This window comes from Burkholderia sp. BCC1996 (genome assembly GCF_905339955.1).
Taxonomy (GTDB): domain Bacteria; phylum Pseudomonadota; class Gammaproteobacteria; order Burkholderiales; family Burkholderiaceae; genus Burkholderia.
Map to the genome: position 1 here is coordinate 304,199 of NZ_CAJPHM010000002.1, position 17,983 is coordinate 322,181.

Genomic DNA, 17,983 nt, shown 5'->3' on the forward strand with positions numbered 1-17,983 from the left:
CGGGTTTCCTGCTGCGTTCAAGCGATCCGACGCGAACACGGCCGCCCCGGCCACGTTCGCGCGTTGCCTCAGAGAAACGTCTTCAGGTTCACCGCCGGATCGGCTAGCTTCGCCGGATCGGGCACCGCGCCCGCCGCAATCAACCGCCTCGACGCGCCGATGTCGCGCCCCAGGTTCGCCGCGGCCACCGCGACGATCTTCCCGTCGTCGCCCAGCCCGAACACCGTGAACGGCCCGCTCGCGGGATCGCCGCGCACGACGGTCGTCCGCTCGCTGCCGAACAGCCCGAGCATCTGCAGGTTGCAGTCGTACTGATCGGACCACAGCCACGGCAGCTCGGCATAGGTTTCGTCCGCGCCGAGCAGGTTCGCGGCCGCGACGGCCGGCTGGTTTTCCGCGACCTGCCACGACTCGATCCGTACGTGACGCCCGAGCAGCGGATTGAAGTGCATCGTCACCTCGCCGGCGGCGAAGATCGCGCGATCGGCCGTCCGGCATCCCGCATCGACACGGATCCCGTTGTCGACCTCGAGGCCGGCCGCCTGCGCGAGCTCGACATTGGGCACGACGCCGATCCCGACGACCACGATATCGGCCGGCACGTCGCCGCGATCGGTCTCGACGATCGCACCGCCGCCCGGGGCGCGGCGAATCGCGCGCGGCAGCGTCGCCATCTGGAAAAGCACGCCGCGCGCGTCATGCAGTTGCCGCGCATACGCGCCGACGACTTCCGGCAACGCACGCTGCAGCAAGCGCGCAGCCGGGTCGATCACCGTCACGTCGCAACCGAGCTGGCGCGCCGCGGCCGCCACTTCGAGGCCGATGAAGCCGCCGCCGAGCACCGCCACGCGACGCCCCGGCGCGAGCTGCGCGCGCAACGCACGCGCGTCGGCCACGGTGCGCACGTAATGCGGGACGACGCCTTCGTCGACCGGCCCGCCGAACGCACGCACGCGCGAACCGGTCGCGAGCACGAGCCGCGTGTACGGCACCGTCGCATCGTTATCGAGCCGTACACGCTGCGCGGCGCGGTCGATCGCGTCGACGCGCGAGCCGAGCCGCAACTCGATGCGCTGCGTGTCGTACCACGCGGCGTCGCGGATGAACGCGCGCTGCTCGCCGCCGTCCGTCAGCAGCGCGTCCTTCGACAGCGCGGGCCGATCGTACGGCAGCTCGCGCTCCGCGCCGATCATCACGATGCGTGCGTCGGCGTCGCGCGCGCGCAGCGCCTCGGCCGTGCGCCGCGCGGCGTGGCCGGCGCCGACGATCACGAACGGGTCAGCCGACATTGACTTCCACCTGCCCGTCGACGATCCGGATCGGATAGGTCCGCACCGGCTCGGTGATCGGCGCGCATTTCGGCGCACCCGTGCGAATGTCGATCAGCCCCTGGTGCAGCGGGCATTCGACGCAGCCGTCTTCCACATAGCCTTCGGACAAGCGCGCGTGACCATGCGAACAGAGGTCATGCATCGCGAACAGTTCGTCGCCGATCCGGAACACCGCGATCGGCTTCTGGCCGGCGACGCGTGCCGCCGGTTCGTCTTCGGAGAATTCGTCGAATGTGCCCAGCGGGTGCCATTCGGCGAGCGTTGCTTCGGTCATGTCGTTTCCTTGGCTGTCGGATCGGTCAGATCGGGGTGGCGAGCAGCGTCTGCACGCGCGACGTGTCGTAGATCACGCGCTTGGTCTTGTAGCGCAGCCCGTCGGGCGTGCGCACGACCGTGTCGTAATACTTGCCGGCCTGGTACACGTTCGATTCGCCGTTGCTGCGCGTCTGCACGACCACGTAGTTGCTCTCGGTGTCGATCTCGCCGTCGCGTTCGGCGACGACCGTGAGGCCCGACGTCATGTGCCGGTACGTGTGCTCTTCGAAGATGTTCGCGTGCCGCAGCGACACCACGCGGTCGCGCAGCATCCGCTGGTTCGTGCAGTGGACGATCCCGACCGGCAGCCCGAGATCGGCGTTCTCCTTCGGCACGATCTCGTACGTGCAGTCCTCGGTGAACATCTCCGGCCAGCGTTCGAGCCGGTCGTTGTCGAGGTGGCCGATGTAGCGGTTCTGGAGCATGTAAATCTCGAACCACGTCTTCATGTCTTCCGTCAGGTTTTCCATCGTTCCGCGCTCCCGCTTCAATAGCCCATCAGCTTCTGATAACCGACCCAGAACTTGCGGATCAGGCTTTCGGTGATCACCGTGTCCTGCTGGTCCGGATTGCCGCGCGACATCTCGATCACCGACGTCGCATCGGCGTCGCGCACCGTGCCGCGCTGCACGAGTTCGGTCGCCTCCGTGTCCTCCATCGAGATGTAGCCGGCCGGCCCGACGAGGTTCGCCTGCTTGATGCGCAGCGCGCGCAGCTCGGGCGTGTCGTCCGCGTAGCCGAAGAAGTGGAAGATCAGCTCGAAGTTGTCCGGCCCCTTCGGCAGGATCTGGCGCGCGACCAGCGTGTTGTGGATCTGCTGGATCACGAGCTGCGGGAAGATCGGCTGGATGTGGTTCGTGCAGTCCTCGTCGTATTCCGACACGAGATCGAGGATCGACTCGTCTTCGAGATGGAAACCCTCGTCGAACGAGCGGATGTTCTGCTGCTTGTATGCGGCCGACGTGTCGTCGCCCGTCTTCGTCACCGTGATGATGCTGTGCAGCCCGTGGTTCGCATCCGGAATCGAGCGCGCCTTCATCCCGACGCGGAAGATGTTGAAGGTCGTATGGAACAGATGCAGCATGCTCGCGTGATACGGATCCTTCACGTTCTCCATGTACAGCTTCCAGTTCGACTTCGAATACTGGCGCGTGCAGCCGAGATACTCGATCGGCTTGTGGAAGATCCGGTCGATCCACGGACGCATCTGCTCGCCCAGGTATTCGGGCAGCGGCGCCACGTCATCGCTGAAGGTCGCGAACACGAGCCCGCGATAGCTGTCGACGCGCAGCTTGCGCAGCCCGTGCTGCTTCGGGTCGAAGTCGGCCGGCATCCCGGTCATCCCCTTCTGGCCGCGCCGGAACGGCACGCCGAGCAGGTTGCCCTGGTTGTCGAAGCTCCACTGGTGGTAGACGCACGTGTGCGAGCTCGCGTTGCCGCGCGACTTGCGGCAGACCTGCGCGCCGCGGTGCGCGCAGCGGTTCACCCACGCGGACAGCGTGCCGTCCTCGGTGCGCGTGACGACGACCGGCGTATCGCCGATGAACGTGCTCTTGAAGTCGCCGGCGTTCGGGATTTCCGCTTCCAGCGCGACGAAATTCCAGGTCGGCCCGCGGAAGATGCGTTCCTGCTCGCGATCGTAGACCGCGCGCGAGCTGAACACCTTGTACGGCACGCGTGAGCCGTCTTCGTGCGGAAAGCGCACATCGGACGCGTCGTCACGCGCGGCGAATACGACGGGCGATTCTGTCTGCTCCATGTCGGACTCCTTGTGGTTCCGGTTCGTTGATTCCATGGAGCCGATTTTTGAAAAGCTAATATTCGGCGTCTATCCGGAAAGTGCGATTGCGGCGGCGCAATATCCACTTTCGGCGGATTTCTGCGCTAGCATGGCGACACACGCGACCCGGCGCACGATCGCGACCCATTCGTCGGATCGAAGCGCGCGTCCACACCAAGGCCGATGCCCATGTCCCCAACGTCGTTCGAGCCGCTTGCGCTGCGCGCGCACCGGCTGTTCGAATCCCGCGATCTCGACGAGACCCGCGAGCGGATCTCGCGCGTGATGCAGCCGCACGCGCTGCTGCCGAGCGGGCGCGTGCAAGGCGCATCGCATATGGATTTCGTCCGGCTCGGCGGGCTCGGGATCGGCACCATCGCGTTCGGCGACGCGATGCGCGTGCAGGTCGACGCCGTCGACGGCTATTACCTGCTGATGTTCTGCCTGTCCGGGCAGGCGGAAGTCCACGCGATGGGCCGCCGGCTCGGCGTCGACGGGCAGACGGGCGTGCTGTGCGCGCCCGGCGAGCGCTTCGACGCGGTGCTCTCCGCCGACTGCGAGCAGTTCGTGCTGCGCATCGATGCCGCGACCGCCGGCTCGCTGACCGGCGATCCGCGCGCGATGCTCGACCCCGTGCTGCACATCAGCGATGCCGCGCTCGCCGCGTGGCGTCAGCAGCTGATGCTCGTCGCCCGCTCGCCCGAACTGCTCGAACGCGCGAATGCCAACCCGCGCGTCGCGTCGCAGCTCGAGCACCTGCTGATCGATCTGCTGATCGAAGGCCACCCGCCGTCGATACCGAGCGCGCGCCTCGATCCCGCGCCGGGGTTCGTGCGGCGCGCGCAGGAGTTCGTGAACGCGCACTACGCGCAGCCGCTGCAGCTCGCCGATATCGTCCAGGCCGCCAACGTGCCGGAGCGGACGCTGCGCGACGCCTTCCTGCAGTTCCGCGGGATGAGCCCGATGCAATACCTGCGCGCGACGCGGCTCGAACATGCGCGGGAGTTGCTGCGCGGGTCGGCGTCCGAGCGACGGATCGCCGATATCGCACTCGATTGCGGGTTCACACACCTCGGGCGGTTCGCGATCGCGTACCGGGAGAAGTTCGGCGAATCGCCGTCGGAGACGCTCGACGGGAAGCGGTAGGCGGGTGCCGGGCTTGTCGGGGTCGGTTGCCTTGCTGCTTGCGCCTTCCCGCCTGCCGGCCTGCCGGCCTGATCGCCTCGCTGCGCGCCTGCATCTACGGCAAATGACATCGCATCGCGATGCGCTCTCCGAATTCGGCGTAGCGCGGCGAAATTGACCGTTAGTTGCAATTGATACGGAAACGGCCGGCCCTACGCCGCCGGCGCGATCATCGCCCGCGCGATCGCGCAGAACGCGGTCGTCGCGGCGCTTTCGCCGTGCAGCCGGCGGCTCATGATGATCGGCGACGTCGCCGTGGGTTCCGGCAGCCGCCGGTAGACGACGCCCTTCACGCGCACGCCTTCCACGCTTTCCGGCACCAGCGACACGCCCACCTGCGCGGCGACGAGGCCAAGCGCCGTCTGCAGTTCACGCACCTCGTGCACGGCCGCGGGCACGAGCGCGCCGTCGCGCAGCGCGGACAACTGCTGGTCCGCGAAGCTCGGCCGCGGCGTGCTCGGATAGACGATCAGCGTCTCGTTCGCGATGTCCGCGAGCGTCAGCGGCCGGTCCGGATCGGCGAGCGGATGGCCAACCGGCAGCGCCGCGATCAGCTTTTCCTCGATCAGCGCCTCGCGCACGAGCTGGTCGTCGTCGAAGCGCAGGCGGCCGAACCCGACGTCGATCCGCCCGCCCTTCAGCGCGCCGAGTTGCTCGAGCGTGAACATTTCGATCAACGACAGCTCGACGTCCGGCTGCGCCTCGCGAAACGCGCGGATCACGTCCGGCAGCGCGCCATAGAGCGTCGACGGCACGAAGCCGATCACGATCCGCTCCGACAACTGCGCGAGCCGCCGCGTCAGCGGGCCGAGCTCGTCGGCCTGTTCGACGACCCGCGTCGCCTGCGCATAGAACACGCGGCCCGCGTCGGTCAGTTTCAGCGGCCGCGCGCCGCGCTCGAACAGCGGCAGCCCGACCTCGTCCTCGATCGCCTGGAGCTGGCGGCTCAACGGCGGCTGCGTCATGTGCAGCCGCTCCGCGGCCCGCGTGATGTTCATTTCCTCCGCGACGGCGATGAAGTAGCGGAGCTGGCGCAATTCCATTTCATGCCTCAAAGGTATGGAAGTAGTCGGAAAGAGTGTTGGACGACGCCGGGCGGGAATTCCTACCATGTGCACCAACAGGAGGAATCGCATGATAGCAACTGCCGCCACCATCGAACGCATCGACACGCTGCTCGTCGACGTGCCGACGATTCGGCCCCACAAACTGTCGGTCGCGACGATGAATTGCCAGACCCTCGTCCTGGTTCGCGTTCGATGCACGGACGGTATCGAAGGCGTCGGCGAGGCGACCACGATCGGCGGGCTCGCGTATGGCGAGGAGAGCCCCGAGAGCATCAAGGTCAACATCGACACCTACTTCGCGCCGCTGCTGCAAGGCATGGACGCGACGCGTCCGGGCGCTGCGATGGCGCGTGCGCGCAAGCTGTTCCAGGGCAACCGGTTCGCGAAGTGCGCGCTCGAAACCGCGCTGTTCGATGCGCAGGCGCGCCGCCTCGGCGTGCCGCTGTCCGAGTTGTTCGGCGGCCGCACGACCGACGCGGTCGACGTCGCGTGGACGCTCGCGAGCGGCGACACGCAGCGCGACATCGCGGAAGCCGAGGCGATGCTCGACGCACGCCGCCATCGCGCATTCAAGCTGAAGATCGGCTCGAACGCGGTCGACGACGACGTCGCGCACGTGATCGCGATCAAGCGCGCGCTCGGCGAGCGCGGCGACGTGCGCGTCGACGTGAACCAGGCCTGGACCGAAACCGACGCGATCCGCGCCGGCGCACGACTCGCGGACGCCGGCGTGAGCCTCGTCGAGCAGCCGATCGCCGCAACCAATCGCGCGGGGCTGAAACGCCTCACGCAGCTCGCGCACATTCCGATCATGGCCGACGAAGCGCTGCACGGCCCCGTCGATGCGTTTGCGCTCGCGCAGGACCGCGCGGCCGACGTGTTCGCGGTGAAGATCGCGCAGTCGGGCGGCCTGCTCGGCGCGGCGAGCGTCGCATCGATCGCGTCGGCGGCCGGCATCGACCTGTACGGCGGCACGATGCTCGAAGGCGCGGCCGGCACGATGGCGTCCGCGCAACTGTTCAGCACGTTCGGCTCGCTGAAATGGGGCACCGAGCTGTTCGGCCCGCTGCTGCTCACCGAGGAAATCCTCGTCGAGCCGCTGCGCTACCAGGATTTCAAGCTGCACCTGCCGGCCGCGCCCGGCCTCGGCATCACCTTCGACTGGGCCCGCATCGAACGGATGCGACGCGACGCCCGCTGATCCCGCACGACACGACAACCGAAACCGGAGACACAGATGAACAAGCAAGCCATCGACGCCCTGCTGAAGACCTTCGACGACGCCGCGGAAAAGCCCGGCAATCCGCGCGTGCGCGCGATCGTCAACCGGATCGTGAAGGACCTCTGCTACACGATCGAGGATTTCGACGTGCAGCCGAGCGAGTTCTGGACCGCGCTCAACTACCTGAACGAAGCCGGCCGTGAATTCGGGCTGATCGCCGCGGGCCTCGGCCTCGAGCGCTTCCTCGACGTGCGGATGGACGAGGCCGAGGAGAAGGCCGGCTTCCACGGCGGCACGCCGCGCACGATCGAAGGGCCGCTGTATGTCGCGGGCGCACCGGAATCGGTCGGCCATGCGCGTCTCGACGACGGCACCGATCCGGGCCAGACGCTGATCATGCGCGGCCAGGTGCTCGGCCAGGACGGCACGCCGATCGCGAATGCGCTCGTCGAGGTATGGCACGCGAACCATCTGGGCAACTACTCGTACTTCGATCAGTCGCAGCCGGCGTTCAACCTGCGCCGCTCGATCCGCACCGATGCCGAGGGCCGCTACAGCTTCCGCAGCGTGCTGCCGGTCGGCTACAGCGTGCCGCCGGGCAGCAAGACCGAGCAACTGCTCGACCAGCTCGGCCGCCACGGCCATCGTCCGGCGCACATCCACTTCTTCGTTTCCGCGGACGGATATCGTAAGCTGACGACGCAGATCAACATCGAAGGCGATCCGCATATCTGGGACGACTTCGCATTCGCGACCCGCGAAGGGCTGATCCCGAAGATCAGGCAGGCCGAGGGCGCGGAAGGCAAGCCGTATGGCGTCGACGGGCAGTTCGCGCTGATCGACTTCGATTTCTCGCTGCTCAAGGACAAGCAGGACGTGCCGGCGAGCGAAGTCGAACGGGTGCGGGCGCAGGCCTGAGCGGCCGTCCCGTTCGGCGAATCGACAACGCAAGGAGCGCAGGATGCTGTTTCATGTGGAAATGACCGTCCGCCTGCCGGCGGACATGGATCCGGTCAAGGCGGCCACGCTGAAGGCCGAAGAGAAGGCGATGTGCCAGCGGCTGATGAACGAAGGCGTCTGGCGGCATCTGTGGCGGATCGCGGGGAAGTATGCGAACGTCAGTATTTTCGACGTCGAGAGCGTGCAGCAGCTGCACGACCTGTTGAGTCAGCTGCCGTTGTTTCCGTATATGGAGATGGAAGTGCGGGCGCTGTGCCGGCATCCTTCTTCGGTGCGGGAAGATGATCGGTAAGCAGTGAATGTGAAGCGCGGCGTTATCGAACGGCCGCGCGAAGCACGCCCCGGGCGGCCGGCGATTTTCTCGCCGGTCGCCCGTGACGTTTTGCACAGCCGCCGGGTTCAGGTGGCGCCCCGCGTCACGACGATGCAGTGACGATCACCGCTCGCTCGCCAGATGCGCCGCGAACCCGACCGTCCCCGGCGCGATTTCCGCCTTCAGCGTCAGCGCCGGAATGTCGTAGTCGCCCGCGTTCTGTCGCCGGAACGGAATCGGCTGCGCGCTCCACAGTTCGTCGAGACGCTTGCCGAGCGCCGCACGCGTTTCGTCGAAGCGCCCGTCGTCCATCCGGTGCGTCTGGTAAATCACGAACGGCGGCAGCACGTCGAACCCCGGGTAATACAGAATCCCGTGCTGGATCGGGAACAGCACGTCGTCGATCGGCCCGTTGATGCCGCGCGCGCTGTAATGCGACTCCCAGCCGCCCGTCGTGACGATCACCATCGCCCGTTTGCCGGCCAGCGAACCTTCGCCGTAACGGTCGCCCCAGTGCAGGTCGGAATGCTCGCCGACGCCGTACGCGAAGCCGTACGCATACACGCGCTCGACCCAGCCCTTCATGATCGCCGGCATCGAGAACCACCACAGCGGAAACTGCAGGATCACCGCGTCGGCCCACTTCAGCTTGTCCTGCTCGCGCGCGATGTCGTCGCGCTGCGTGCCCGTCTCGAACGCGCGCTTCGAATCGCGTGCGGGATCGAAGCGCGCATCGGGCGCACGGTCGGTCACGTCATCCGCGTCGAACACGGCCTTCCAGTTCATCGCATACAGATCGGTCACCTGCACGGCATGGCCTGCCGCTTCGAGATGCTCGACCGCGAAATCCCGCAACGCACCGTTCAGCGAGCGCGGTTCGGGATGGGCGTAGACGATCAGCACGTTCATGTTCACTGCTCCGTTGATGGAATGACTGCAGGATGCTGCCGCCAACGGTATATTGGAAATGAATTCCCGATATTCCAGGTATAGCCGTGAACAATCTCAGACGACTGGATCTGAACCTGCTGGTCACGCTCGACGTGCTGCTCGCCGAGCACAACGTCACGCGGGCGGCCGAGAAACTGAACATGTCGCAGCCGTCGGTCAGCGTGCAGCTGCAAAAACTGCGCGACCTGTTCGGCGATCCGCTGTTGCTGCCGGGGCCGCGAGGAATGCGGCCGACCGCGCGCGCGGAAACGCTGCGCGAGCCGCTGCGAGATGCGCTCGAAGCAGTCGAACGCGCGGTGCTGACGGCCACGCCGTTCGATCCGGCAACCGCGACGAATACGTGGCGCGTGGCCGCAACCGACTACGGCGAATCGACGATCGTGCTGCCCGCGCTGAACACGCTGCGCTCGGCTGCGCCCGCGACGCGCCTCGCCGTCGTCGAACTCGTGCCGCCGCGCATCGAGCAGGACGCCGAGCGAAACGGTATCGACCTGGCCTTCCACACGACAGACGGTTCGCCGGAAGGGATGCGTCGCCTGCCGCTGTTCGTCGAACGTTACGTGCTGGTCGGCCGCGCCGGTCATCCGAAACTGAAGCGCCGCCCGACGCTCGCGCAGTTCGGCGCGCTGGAACACGTGATCGTGTCGCCCGACGGCGGCGGCTTCTTCGGCGTGACGGACGAAGCGCTCGCCAAAGCCGGCGCCACGCGGCGCGTGGTGCTGTCGGTGCCGCATTTTCTGTTCGTGATGACGGCCGTCGCCACAACCGACCTCGTGGCGATGCTGCCCGAGCGGCTGGTGCGCAACACGCCCGCATTGCGCGTCGTGGAGGCGCCGGTCGAGGTGCCCGGCTACGAGATGTCGATGCTGTGGCACGAGCGCGTGCATCGCGATCCGGCGCATCGATGGCTGCGGGAGACGATTGCCGCGTCGGTGTAGCTCGCCAGACGGGCGGTCGGCGCAGTGAGGCCACCGCGAGGTTCCGAGACACGACGTGCGCAGCGCGATGCAGCGAAGAGCACGGAGCAGAAACGGGCTTCTGACTAATGCGGTTTCATGCGTCCGCCGCCCTCGCCGCTCGCCCGAATCCGCTCACCCGAAGCCGGTCGCCGCACGAACACAATCATTCAGCACTTGAAACCGCCTCGAACACTGTATATATTTACAGTACTTTTGTACCATTTGACCCGAATTCCGTCACCCATGACGGACGGACTTTTGTGAGGCGACCATGTTCCAGTCATCCGCATTCGATCCCGAGCAACCCGGCTTCAACCCCGTCCACTTCGAGCGTGCCGCGCGGCAAGCGGTCGTCGATCTTCAGCGTGTCGTCGGCGGCCCTGCGCAGCGGGCGCTCGGCTTGCGGCGCCGCAGCCATCCGGCCGCAGTCCGCACGATGAGCTGGCAGGCGCTGCTGAATGTCGAGGAGCTGGCGTTCTCGAACACCGGCTTCCTGAACCGTAACGATCCGATGGTCGTCGACGCCTTCATTCGGCTGCGCGACAGCCGGATGGTCGCCGCGGACGTCGAGGAAGCCGTCGACTGGAAGCGCGACGACGACGATCTGCCCGCCGTCTATCTGATCGTCAAGGCGATGCTGGAAGCGGAAGAGCGCGAGACACAACGCGTCGAGATGGAGTGACGGCGGCGCCTCGCGGCCGTACCGTTACAGCCGCGCCGCGAGCCGCGCGCCCTGATCGATCGCCCGCTTCGCATCGAGCTCGGCCGCCAGTTCCGCGCCGCCGATCAGATGCACGGAGCGTCCGGCCGCCTGCAGCGGCGCGAACAGCGCGCGCTGCGGCTCCTGCCCCGTGCACAACACGATCGTGTCGGCTTCGATCAGTTCGTGATCGGTGCGCTGCTCGCCGTACGACACGTGCAGCCCGCGCGCATCGATCAGTTCGTAGTTCACGCCGCCGATCATCTTCACCTGCTTCATCTTCAGCGTCGCGCGGTGAATCCAGCCGGTCGTCTTGCCGAGCCCCTTGCCGAGCGGCGCGGCCTTGCGCTGCAGCAGCGTCACTTCGCGAGCGGGCGCCGCGACCTGCGCGCGCGTCACGCCGCCGCGCGTCGCGGCCGGATCGGTCACGCCCCACTCCGCTTTCCACTCTTCCAGATCGAGCGTCGGCGACTCGCCGTCCTGCACCAGATACTCGGCGACATCGAAGCCGATGCCGCCCGCGCCGACCACCGCGACACGCCGGCCGACCGGCTGCCTGCCGGCGAGCACGTCGATATAGCTGAGCACATTCGGCCCGTCCTGGCCGGGAATCTTCGGGTCGCGCGGCGCCACGCCGGTCGCGAGCACGATCTCGTCGTAGCCGCCCGCGATCAGTTCGCTCGCATCGACGCGGCGGTTCAGGTGCAGGTTCACGCCGGTCAGCTCGACCTGCCGGCCGAAATAACGCAGCGCTTCGTCGAACTCCTCCTTGCCCGGAATCCGCTTCGCCATGTTGAACTGGCCGCCGATCTCCGCTGCCGCGTCGAACAGGTCGACGTGGTGGCCGCGCTGCGCGAGCACGGTCGAGCATGCAAGCCCGGCCGGCCCGGCGCCGACCACCGCAATGCGCTTCGGCTGCTGCACGCGCGTATAGATCAGCTCGGTCTCGTGGCAGGCGCGCGGGTTCAGCAGGCACGACGCGATCTTGTTCCTGAACGCGTGGTCGAGACACGCCTGGTTGCAGCCGATGCAGGTGTTGATCTCGTCGGCGCGGCCCTGCGCGGCCTTGACGACGAACTCGGCATCCGCGAGCAGCGGACGCGCCATCGACACCATGTCCGCGCAGCCGTCCGCAAGGATCTGCTCGGCCACTTCCGGCCGGTTGATCCGGTTGGTCGTCACGAGCGGAATGCCGACCTCGCCCTTCATCTTCTTCGTCACCCACGCGAACGCGCCGCGCGGCACCGACGTCGCGATCGTCGGCACGCGTGCCTCGTGCCAGCCGATCCCGGTGTTGATGATGGTCGCGCCCGCGCGCTCGACGGCCTTCGCGAGCTGCACGGTCTCGCTCCAGTCGCTGCCGTCGGGAATCAGGTCGAGCATCGACAGCCGGTAGATCAGGATGAAGTCGCGGCCGACCGCTTCGCGCGTGCGCTCGATGATCTCGATCGGCAGGCGGATCCGGTTCTCGTACGAACCGCCCCACTGGTCGGTGCGCTTGTTCGTATGCATCGAGATGAACTGGTTGATCAGGTAGCCCTCGGAGCCCATGATCTCGACGCCGTCGTAACCGGCCTCGCGCGCGAGCTGCGCGCAGCGGACGAATGCTCGAATCTGCCGCTCCACGCCGCTTGCGCTGAGTTCGCGCGGCGCGAACGGCGAAATCGGCGACTTGATCTTCGACGGCGCGACCGCGAACGGGTGGTAGCCGTAGCGGCCGGTATGCAGGATCTGCAGCGCGATCTTGCCGTCGTCCGCATGCACGGCGTCGGTGATCACGCGATGGCGCCGCGCGCCGGCCGACGTCATCAGCGTGCCGCCGAACGGCTTGGTCCAGCCGGCCACGTTCGGCGCGAAGCCGCCGGTCACGATCAGGCCGACGCCGCCGCGTGCGCGTTCGGCGAAATAGTCGGCGAGCCGCGGCAGCGTCTTGCGGCTGTCCTCGAGGCCCGTATGCATCGACCCCATCAGCACGCGATTCTTCAGCGTGGTGAAGCCGAGGTCGAGCGGCGCGAGCAGATGGGGAAACGAAGTCGTCATGATGATCCTGCCGGTAAGCGATGCGTGTCATCGTAGGCCGCGCGCCGCCTTGAACGTGAGGGGGCAAACAGCCATAATGCTTGTCATTTCCGGCCAAATCGACATGACCTCCCCGTTTCGCAAGGATCACCTCGGGCTACGCCGGCCGACGATTCCGGTCGCCTATACGCGCCTGCTGCTGCAGGCGCTGGCCGCACGCGGCGTCGACCTGGCCGCGGTGCGCGCGGGCACCGGACTGCGCGATGCAGTGTTGGCCGAACCGGACGCGCGCGTCGCGCCGTCGCAATGGGGCCGGCTCGTGCTCAACGCGATCGAGATCGGCGGCGATCCGGGCATCGGGCTGGCGTTCGGGCTGCTGCTGAAGCCGACCGTGCACGGCTTCCTCGGCTATGCGACGTTGACCGCGCGGGACATCCGCGAAGCGCTGGTCGTCACGCAGCGCTACTTTCGGATGCGCAACCGCCAATATCGGCTGACCTACGCGGAGGACGCGCACGGCGCGACGCTCGAGCTGCACGGCGTGCAGGCGAGCCCCGTGCTGCAGCATCACGTGATGTTCGAGTTCGTGCTGACGGGGCTCGCGCAGAACATCTCGCAGTGGTCCGGACGCGCGTCGCCGCCGATCGTGCTGCGCTTCACGTGGCCCGAGCCCGGTTATTTCGCGCGTTATCGCGACCAGTTGCCGCCGGTCGAATTCGGCTGCGCGGCGAACGCGCTGTGGATCGCGCACGACGTGCTCGACTGGCCGCTGCCGCTCGCCGACGAAGTCGCGCACCGGCAGGCGCTGGTGCAGGTCGAGCGCGAGTATGCGCAGGTACGCCAGGAGGAAGGCGATCTCGTCGAGCGCGTGCGCGCGGAACTGGCGCGAACGGCCGGCGACTATTCGAGCCCGGAGGCGCTCGCCGACGCGCTGCTCGTATCGACGCGCACGTTGCGGCGTCGGCTCGAGGACGCCGGGTCGAGCTATCGGCAACTGCTCGACGAAGCGCGGTTTCGCGATGCGAAGCAATTGCTCTGCGCGTCGGACCTCGACCTGAAGACGATCGCCGAGCGGCTGCAGTTCACCGACCCGGCGAATTTCACGCGCGCATTCCGGCGCTGGGCCGGGCAGACGCCGAGTGCGTATCGGGAAGCGGCCGGCGACCCGGCGAGCGAGTAAGCCGGAAAGCGCGCGCCGGCGCCGTGCAGACGCAACGTCCCGGTCGCGGGGTTGGCACGCGCGCATGCACCGGCACCCGAAGGTCACCGCGCACGCGTATCGTCTAAGTCAATGGAACGGCGCTCGACGCATCGGTTGCGGTCGCAAAAGCAAGCGCGCGCTCACGCTCCGTCGCCCGTATCGCCCCGCATCGCCGACGTGAAACGGAACCAAGCGCTGCCCGTCAACCGTCGACGAAGATCCACGCGCCGCCGTCGCCCTCACCCGCCTCGATCCGCACCTCGCCGTTCGCGGCGACGATCGCGTCGTACACGTCGTCCGTCACGCACACCACCGGCACCGCGATCGCATACAGCTCGGCGGCGACGATCGCGCCGATCGAGATGATCAGGTCGCGCTCCTTCAGCACGATCCCGACCGGCCCCGTGCCGTTGCGCACCGCTTCCGCGAGCACGCTGCTGCTCGAACTCGAGCCCTTCGCGTGCGGCATCACCATGATCCGGCCCGCGAGGCTCGCGCCCGCCTGCGGATGCCCGCGATCGACGATCCGCCCCGCCCCCGAGTCGTAGCCGCCCCAGAAGCTGAGCGGCTTGTCGAGCACGATCGTCTTCGCGCATGCGCTGCCCGGCACGAGCGTGTCGCCCGTCAGTTTCCCGATCGTTGCATCAGTCATCGAATCGCACCTTTCCTTCGAACGCGGAACGCACGCATTCGCGCATGCTGCCGTACGCCACCGTGACGCCGATGTTCGCGGGCGCATACGACGCCCACTTCCCCGAGTTGGTCATCACCAGGCCCGACAGCTGTTTCATGACCGGCGTGATGTACGTGCAGGTATCGACGACGATCTGGATGCCGCGCGCGTCGAACTTGCCGGCGAGCCCGAGCTCGCCCAGCTCCCACAGGATGAAGCGGCTCGTGTTCACGTAGAAATCGCACTTCGGCCGGCCGTCGAACTGATCGAGCAGCGCGTCGAGCGTGCGGAACTCGGCCAGCGAGAAGTGCGGCGTGCCGAGCGCGACCGCGACGAGCGCATCGCCGGCCGCGCCGTGGTTCAGCGTGCGGCGGATCTCGTCGAGATCGGCCATCGCGACATCGACCGTGCGCTGCGCCGCCCGCCCGTGCAACGCGGCGTCGAGCGTCGGCGCCTCGGGCGTGACGCCCACCGCATGGAACAGCGCAACCGCCCCGCTCGATGCGGCAGCCGCGCCGAGCGCCTTGAGTTCGTCTTCGGTGGTGTCCGCGGGCAGCCCGACGATCGCCGGCACGGTCGCGCCGGCGATCCGGCCGATCAGAAGCCCAAGCGCCGCGAAATAGATGTCGCGCGAGGGCCGCTTGCCGAAGTCCGGCGCGTTGAACACGATCCGCGCCGCGCGATTCGCTTCGACGTGCAGCCCCGCATACGGCGCGCGCCCGGTGATCGCGGCGGCCAGGTCGAGAAAGTCGCCGTAGCGGCTGGTACGCGCACCGAGCACCGAATTGGCGAACACGATCGCATTGGATTCCGCCCACGCGATCTGCTGGCCCAGGCGCGGACGATTCTTCAGCTGATACGGCGCGCACGTGAAGCTCGATTCGCAGCCGAGCTGCAGATGCGCATCCATCAGGCGCTGCGCGTCGCGCTGGATCGCGCGGTCGCCGTGATACAGCTCGGGATGGATCAGGTCGAGCGACCCGACGTTCAAAGTGGTCGGCACCGCGACCCGCGCGCCGGTGTCGACGAAATACTCGACGAAGTCGAGGCTGGTCCGGCCGTGGTAAAGACAGCCGTCGATATGCGCGGACGTGATGTCGATCAGGTGCGGCGCCGACATGACCTCGGCCGTGCGCGCGACGATCCGCATCGCGCGCGCGACGCCGTCGCCGAATGCGCCGCGCAACATCGCGTCGTCGCGTTCGCTCAACTGCAGCATGGGGGGCTCCTCGTGTCTCGTCCGGTGGATCCGGATCGCTTTTGTCATACTACCGCGCGTCGCACCTAGCGCTGCGCCGTCAGGCTGAACAACTCGTCGCGCAACGCCTGGGCGCGGCCCTGGCCGAATTGCGTCTCGAACTCGTCCTGCGCGGCTTGCCACGCGACCTTCGCCTGCGCGTAGGTGCGCTCGCCGAGCTTCGTCAGGCTGAGCGCATGCGCGCGGGCGTCATGCTCGGACGCGGCCGCGGCGACGAAGCCGTCGCGCTGCAGCGGCTTCAGCGCGCGCAACAGCGTCGTGCGGTCCATCACCAGCCGATCGGCGAGTTCGCTCATCAACAGGCCGGGCCGGCGCGACAGGTTCGCCATGATCGAGAACTGCGCGGCCGTGACGCCGACCGGGGCCAGATGCCGCTCGTAGAGTTGCGTGACGAAGCGCGCCGCCTGACGCAGCGCGAGGCAATTGCAGGCCTGGGCCATCTGGATGTCGTTCATGACCGGCAATTTAAATGTGCATATGCATAAAGTCAATGTACACTCGGCCGTAACAAGGGCCGGCGCCGGCCGCGCGCATCCGGCGCCGCGCCATCGCTTCGAGGAGACGGACATGGACTACATCGACAAGCTGCGCATCTTCCGGTCGGTGGTGGAAATGCGCAGCTTCACGCGCGCGGCCGACATGCACGGCCTCGCGCGGCCGGTCGTGTCGCGGGCGGTCGCGGATCTGGAAGCGCGCTTCGGCAGCCGCCTGCTGCACCGGACCACGCGCCAGGTCTCGCTGACCGAAACCGCCGAGCGCATCTACGAGCGATGCGCGGCGGTGCTCGACGAACTCGACTCGCTGGAAGCGCAGGCGCAGTCGTACACGCGCGAGCCCGAGGGGCTGTTGCGGCTCGTCGCGCACACGACGGCCGCGCTGAACCGGCTCGTGCCGCTGATCGCCGGTTTCAAGGCCGCGCATCCGAAGGTGCGGCTCGACGTCACGCTGACCGAGCGCCCGGTCGACCTCGTCGGCGAAGGCTATGACATCGGCATCGTCGTGCCGTACATGCTGACGAGCGAGACGACCGTCGTGCGGCTGATCGAACGCATTCCGGTGGTGATCGTCGCGACGCCCGCCTACCTGCGCGCGCATCCGCGTCCCGAAACACCGGCCGAGCTCGCCGGCCACATGTTCGTGCCGATGTCGCCGTCGCTGCGCCGGCCCGCGCTGTCGTTCCGCGTCGACGGCGACACGCTGACCGTGCCGTTGAGCTTCGACGTCTCGTCGAACAGCCCCGTCTTCAACCGCGAAATGGTGATGCACGACTTCGGCATCGGCGTGGTGCCGAGAGCGCTCGTCGAAGCCGAACTCGCGTCGGGCGCGCTCGTGCAGTTGCTCGAAGGCGCCGATCTCGTCGACGCGTTCGTGGAAATCAAGCTCGCCTACGCGAACCGCGCGCTGCTGCCCGCGAAGGTCAAGGCGTTCATCGACTACACGGCCGCGTACTACGACCGCGAAGGCTCGATTGTTCCGGCCGCGGCCTGATCCGGCGCGCAAACGCACCTTTCCACCGCCGATTGGTACAGCCACGGCACCAATCTGATCCTGTCTCGCCGCTCGCTTCGCATCGCGTGGGCACCTAATATGTGCACATGCACAAGTCCACGCTTATCGATGACGATTGTTTCGCGGTCCGGCAAGCCGCCCGGCGAATCTCGCAGTTCTACGAGCGCTACCTGTCGCGGGCGGGCGTCACGCCGTCGCAGTACAGCATTCTCGCGCTGCTGCGGGAGCGTCCGGGCCTGACGATGGCGACGCTATCGGCCGTGCTGGTGATCGAGCGCACCGCGCTGTTGCGCGCGCTGAAGCCGCTGGTCGGCGCCGCGCTGGTCACGGGCCAAATCGAGCCGCGTTGCCGGCGCCAGACGTTCGTGCTGACCGCGCACGGCGAAACGAAGATCGCCGACGCGCATGTGCACTGGCTCGCCGCGCAGGAAGCGTTCGAGCAGCGGTTCGGGCCGGCGCAGGCGGCCCGCCTCAGAGACGAATTGTTCCGGATCACGCACAACCTGCCGGAACGCTGACTTCCCCGATCGGCGACGCGTC

Annotated in this window: 19 protein-coding genes; 9 read left to right on the plus strand and 10 right to left on the minus strand. The window is 67.5% G+C overall.

What is annotated here, in order from left to right:
* Positions 1-68 precede the first annotated feature (68 nt).
* The 4 genes from andAa to andAc are packed head-to-tail and all read right to left on the minus strand — an operon-like array spanning position 69 to position 3,405.
* Positions 69-1,289, minus strand: coding sequence for an anthranilate 1,2-dioxygenase system ferredoxin--NAD(+) reductase (andAa, locus tag U4Z64_RS03435; protein WP_321819245.1), 1,221 nt, complete (start codon positions 1,287-1,289; stop codon positions 69-71).
* Positions 1,279-1,605 carry an anthranilate 1,2-dioxygenase ferredoxin subunit AndAb gene (andAb, locus tag U4Z64_RS03440; protein ID WP_044847551.1) on the minus strand — a complete coding sequence of 109 codons (327 nt, stop codon included), beginning with the start codon at positions 1,603-1,605 and terminating at the stop codon, positions 1,279-1,281. The genes andAa and andAb overlap by 11 nt, the downstream gene beginning before the upstream one ends.
* Positions 1,606-1,630: 25 nt before the next feature.
* Positions 1,631-2,116, minus strand: a complete 486-nt coding sequence (gene andAd, locus U4Z64_RS03445; protein WP_321812216.1) for an anthranilate 1,2-dioxygenase small subunit AndAd — start codon at positions 2,114-2,116, stop codon at positions 1,631-1,633.
* A gap of 17 nt (positions 2,117-2,133) precedes the next feature.
* On the minus strand, positions 2,134-3,405 hold the full coding sequence (gene andAc, locus U4Z64_RS03450; RefSeq protein WP_321819246.1) for an anthranilate 1,2-dioxygenase large subunit AndAc: 1,272 nt from the start codon (positions 3,403-3,405) through the stop codon (positions 2,134-2,136).
* 210 nt (positions 3,406-3,615) lie between these two features.
* Between andAc and andR the strand changes: the two genes are divergently transcribed.
* The gene (gene andR / locus U4Z64_RS03455; RefSeq protein ID WP_321819247.1) at positions 3,616-4,572 is read left to right on the plus strand and encodes an anthranilate 1,2-dioxygenase regulatory protein AndR; all 957 of its coding nucleotides are present in this window, start codon (positions 3,616-3,618) and stop codon (positions 4,570-4,572) included.
* 191 nt (positions 4,573-4,763) lie between these two features.
* Here the strand turns inward: andR and U4Z64_RS03460 are convergent, their stop codons facing one another.
* Entirely contained in the window at positions 4,764-5,654 is an 891-nt protein-coding gene (locus U4Z64_RS03460; RefSeq protein ID WP_044847554.1) for a LysR family transcriptional regulator, read from the minus strand.
* Between the two features lie 91 nt (positions 5,655-5,745).
* On the opposite strand from U4Z64_RS03460, the gene U4Z64_RS03465 reads away from it, so the two are divergent.
* Genes U4Z64_RS03465 through catC form a run of 3 tightly spaced genes read left to right on the plus strand, consistent with a single transcriptional unit; the run spans position 5,746 to position 8,152 of the window.
* Positions 5,746-6,879: a muconate/chloromuconate family cycloisomerase gene (locus tag U4Z64_RS03465; RefSeq protein WP_044847555.1), complete on the plus strand. Its 1,134-nt coding sequence runs from the start codon at positions 5,746-5,748 to the stop codon at positions 6,877-6,879.
* 36 nt (positions 6,880-6,915) lie between these two features.
* Positions 6,916-7,818, plus strand: coding sequence for a catechol 1,2-dioxygenase (catA, locus tag U4Z64_RS03470; protein ID WP_321819248.1), 903 nt, complete (start codon positions 6,916-6,918; stop codon positions 7,816-7,818).
* A gap of 43 nt (positions 7,819-7,861) precedes the next feature.
* Positions 7,862-8,152, plus strand: coding sequence for a muconolactone Delta-isomerase (gene catC / locus U4Z64_RS03475; protein WP_044847557.1), 291 nt, complete (start codon positions 7,862-7,864; stop codon positions 8,150-8,152).
* 144 nt (positions 8,153-8,296) lie between these two features.
* Here catC and U4Z64_RS03480 read toward each other — a convergent pair whose 3' ends face one another.
* Positions 8,297-9,082: an NAD(P)H-dependent oxidoreductase gene (locus tag U4Z64_RS03480; protein ID WP_321803086.1), complete on the minus strand. Its 786-nt coding sequence runs from the start codon at positions 9,080-9,082 to the stop codon at positions 8,297-8,299.
* Positions 9,083-9,168: 86 nt separating this feature from the next.
* On the opposite strand from U4Z64_RS03480, the gene U4Z64_RS03485 reads away from it, so the two are divergent.
* Together U4Z64_RS03485 and U4Z64_RS03490 are read left to right on the plus strand one after the other, a co-directional pair.
* On the plus strand, positions 9,169-10,062 hold the full coding sequence (locus U4Z64_RS03485; RefSeq protein ID WP_321812212.1) for a LysR family transcriptional regulator: 894 nt from the start codon (positions 9,169-9,171) through the stop codon (positions 10,060-10,062).
* 292 nt (positions 10,063-10,354) lie between these two features.
* Positions 10,355-10,765 (plus strand): DUF2471 family protein, encoded by a 411-nt coding sequence (locus tag U4Z64_RS03490; protein ID WP_044847560.1) that lies wholly within the window; start codon positions 10,355-10,357, stop codon positions 10,763-10,765.
* 24 nt (positions 10,766-10,789) lie between these two features.
* On the opposite strand, the gene U4Z64_RS03495 is transcribed toward U4Z64_RS03490, so the two are convergent.
* Entirely contained in the window at positions 10,790-12,823 is a 2,034-nt protein-coding gene (locus U4Z64_RS03495) for an NADPH-dependent 2,4-dienoyl-CoA reductase (protein WP_321819249.1), read from the minus strand.
* 76 nt (positions 12,824-12,899) lie between these two features.
* Between U4Z64_RS03495 and U4Z64_RS03500 the strand changes: the two genes are divergently transcribed.
* Positions 12,900-13,982, plus strand: coding sequence for an AraC family transcriptional regulator (locus tag U4Z64_RS03500; protein WP_321819250.1), 1,083 nt, complete (start codon positions 12,900-12,902; stop codon positions 13,980-13,982).
* Positions 13,983-14,205: 223 nt separating this feature from the next.
* Here the strand turns inward: U4Z64_RS03500 and U4Z64_RS03505 are convergent, their stop codons facing one another.
* The 3 genes from U4Z64_RS03505 to U4Z64_RS03515 form a co-directional block, all read right to left on the minus strand.
* Positions 14,206-14,655, minus strand: coding sequence for an aconitase X swivel domain-containing protein (locus tag U4Z64_RS03505; protein ID WP_321812209.1), 450 nt, complete (start codon positions 14,653-14,655; stop codon positions 14,206-14,208).
* On the minus strand, positions 14,648-15,895 hold the full coding sequence (locus U4Z64_RS03510) for an aconitase X (RefSeq protein ID WP_321812208.1): 1,248 nt from the start codon (positions 15,893-15,895) through the stop codon (positions 14,648-14,650). The genes U4Z64_RS03505 and U4Z64_RS03510 overlap by 8 nt, the downstream gene beginning before the upstream one ends.
* A 65-nt stretch (positions 15,896-15,960) precedes the next feature.
* Complete coding sequence (locus U4Z64_RS03515; RefSeq protein ID WP_044847566.1) at positions 15,961-16,389, minus strand: MarR family winged helix-turn-helix transcriptional regulator; 429 nt, start codon at positions 16,387-16,389, stop codon at positions 15,961-15,963.
* A 112-nt stretch (positions 16,390-16,501) separates the two neighbouring features.
* On the opposite strand from U4Z64_RS03515, the gene U4Z64_RS03520 reads away from it, so the two are divergent.
* Both U4Z64_RS03520 and U4Z64_RS03525 read left to right on the plus strand, forming a co-directional pair.
* Positions 16,502-17,422: a LysR family transcriptional regulator gene (locus tag U4Z64_RS03520; protein WP_044847567.1), complete on the plus strand. Its 921-nt coding sequence runs from the start codon at positions 16,502-16,504 to the stop codon at positions 17,420-17,422.
* A gap of 107 nt (positions 17,423-17,529) precedes the next feature.
* Positions 17,530-17,961, plus strand: coding sequence for a MarR family winged helix-turn-helix transcriptional regulator (locus tag U4Z64_RS03525; protein WP_257770712.1), 432 nt, complete (start codon positions 17,530-17,532; stop codon positions 17,959-17,961).
* Positions 17,962-17,983: the final 22 nt, after the last annotated feature.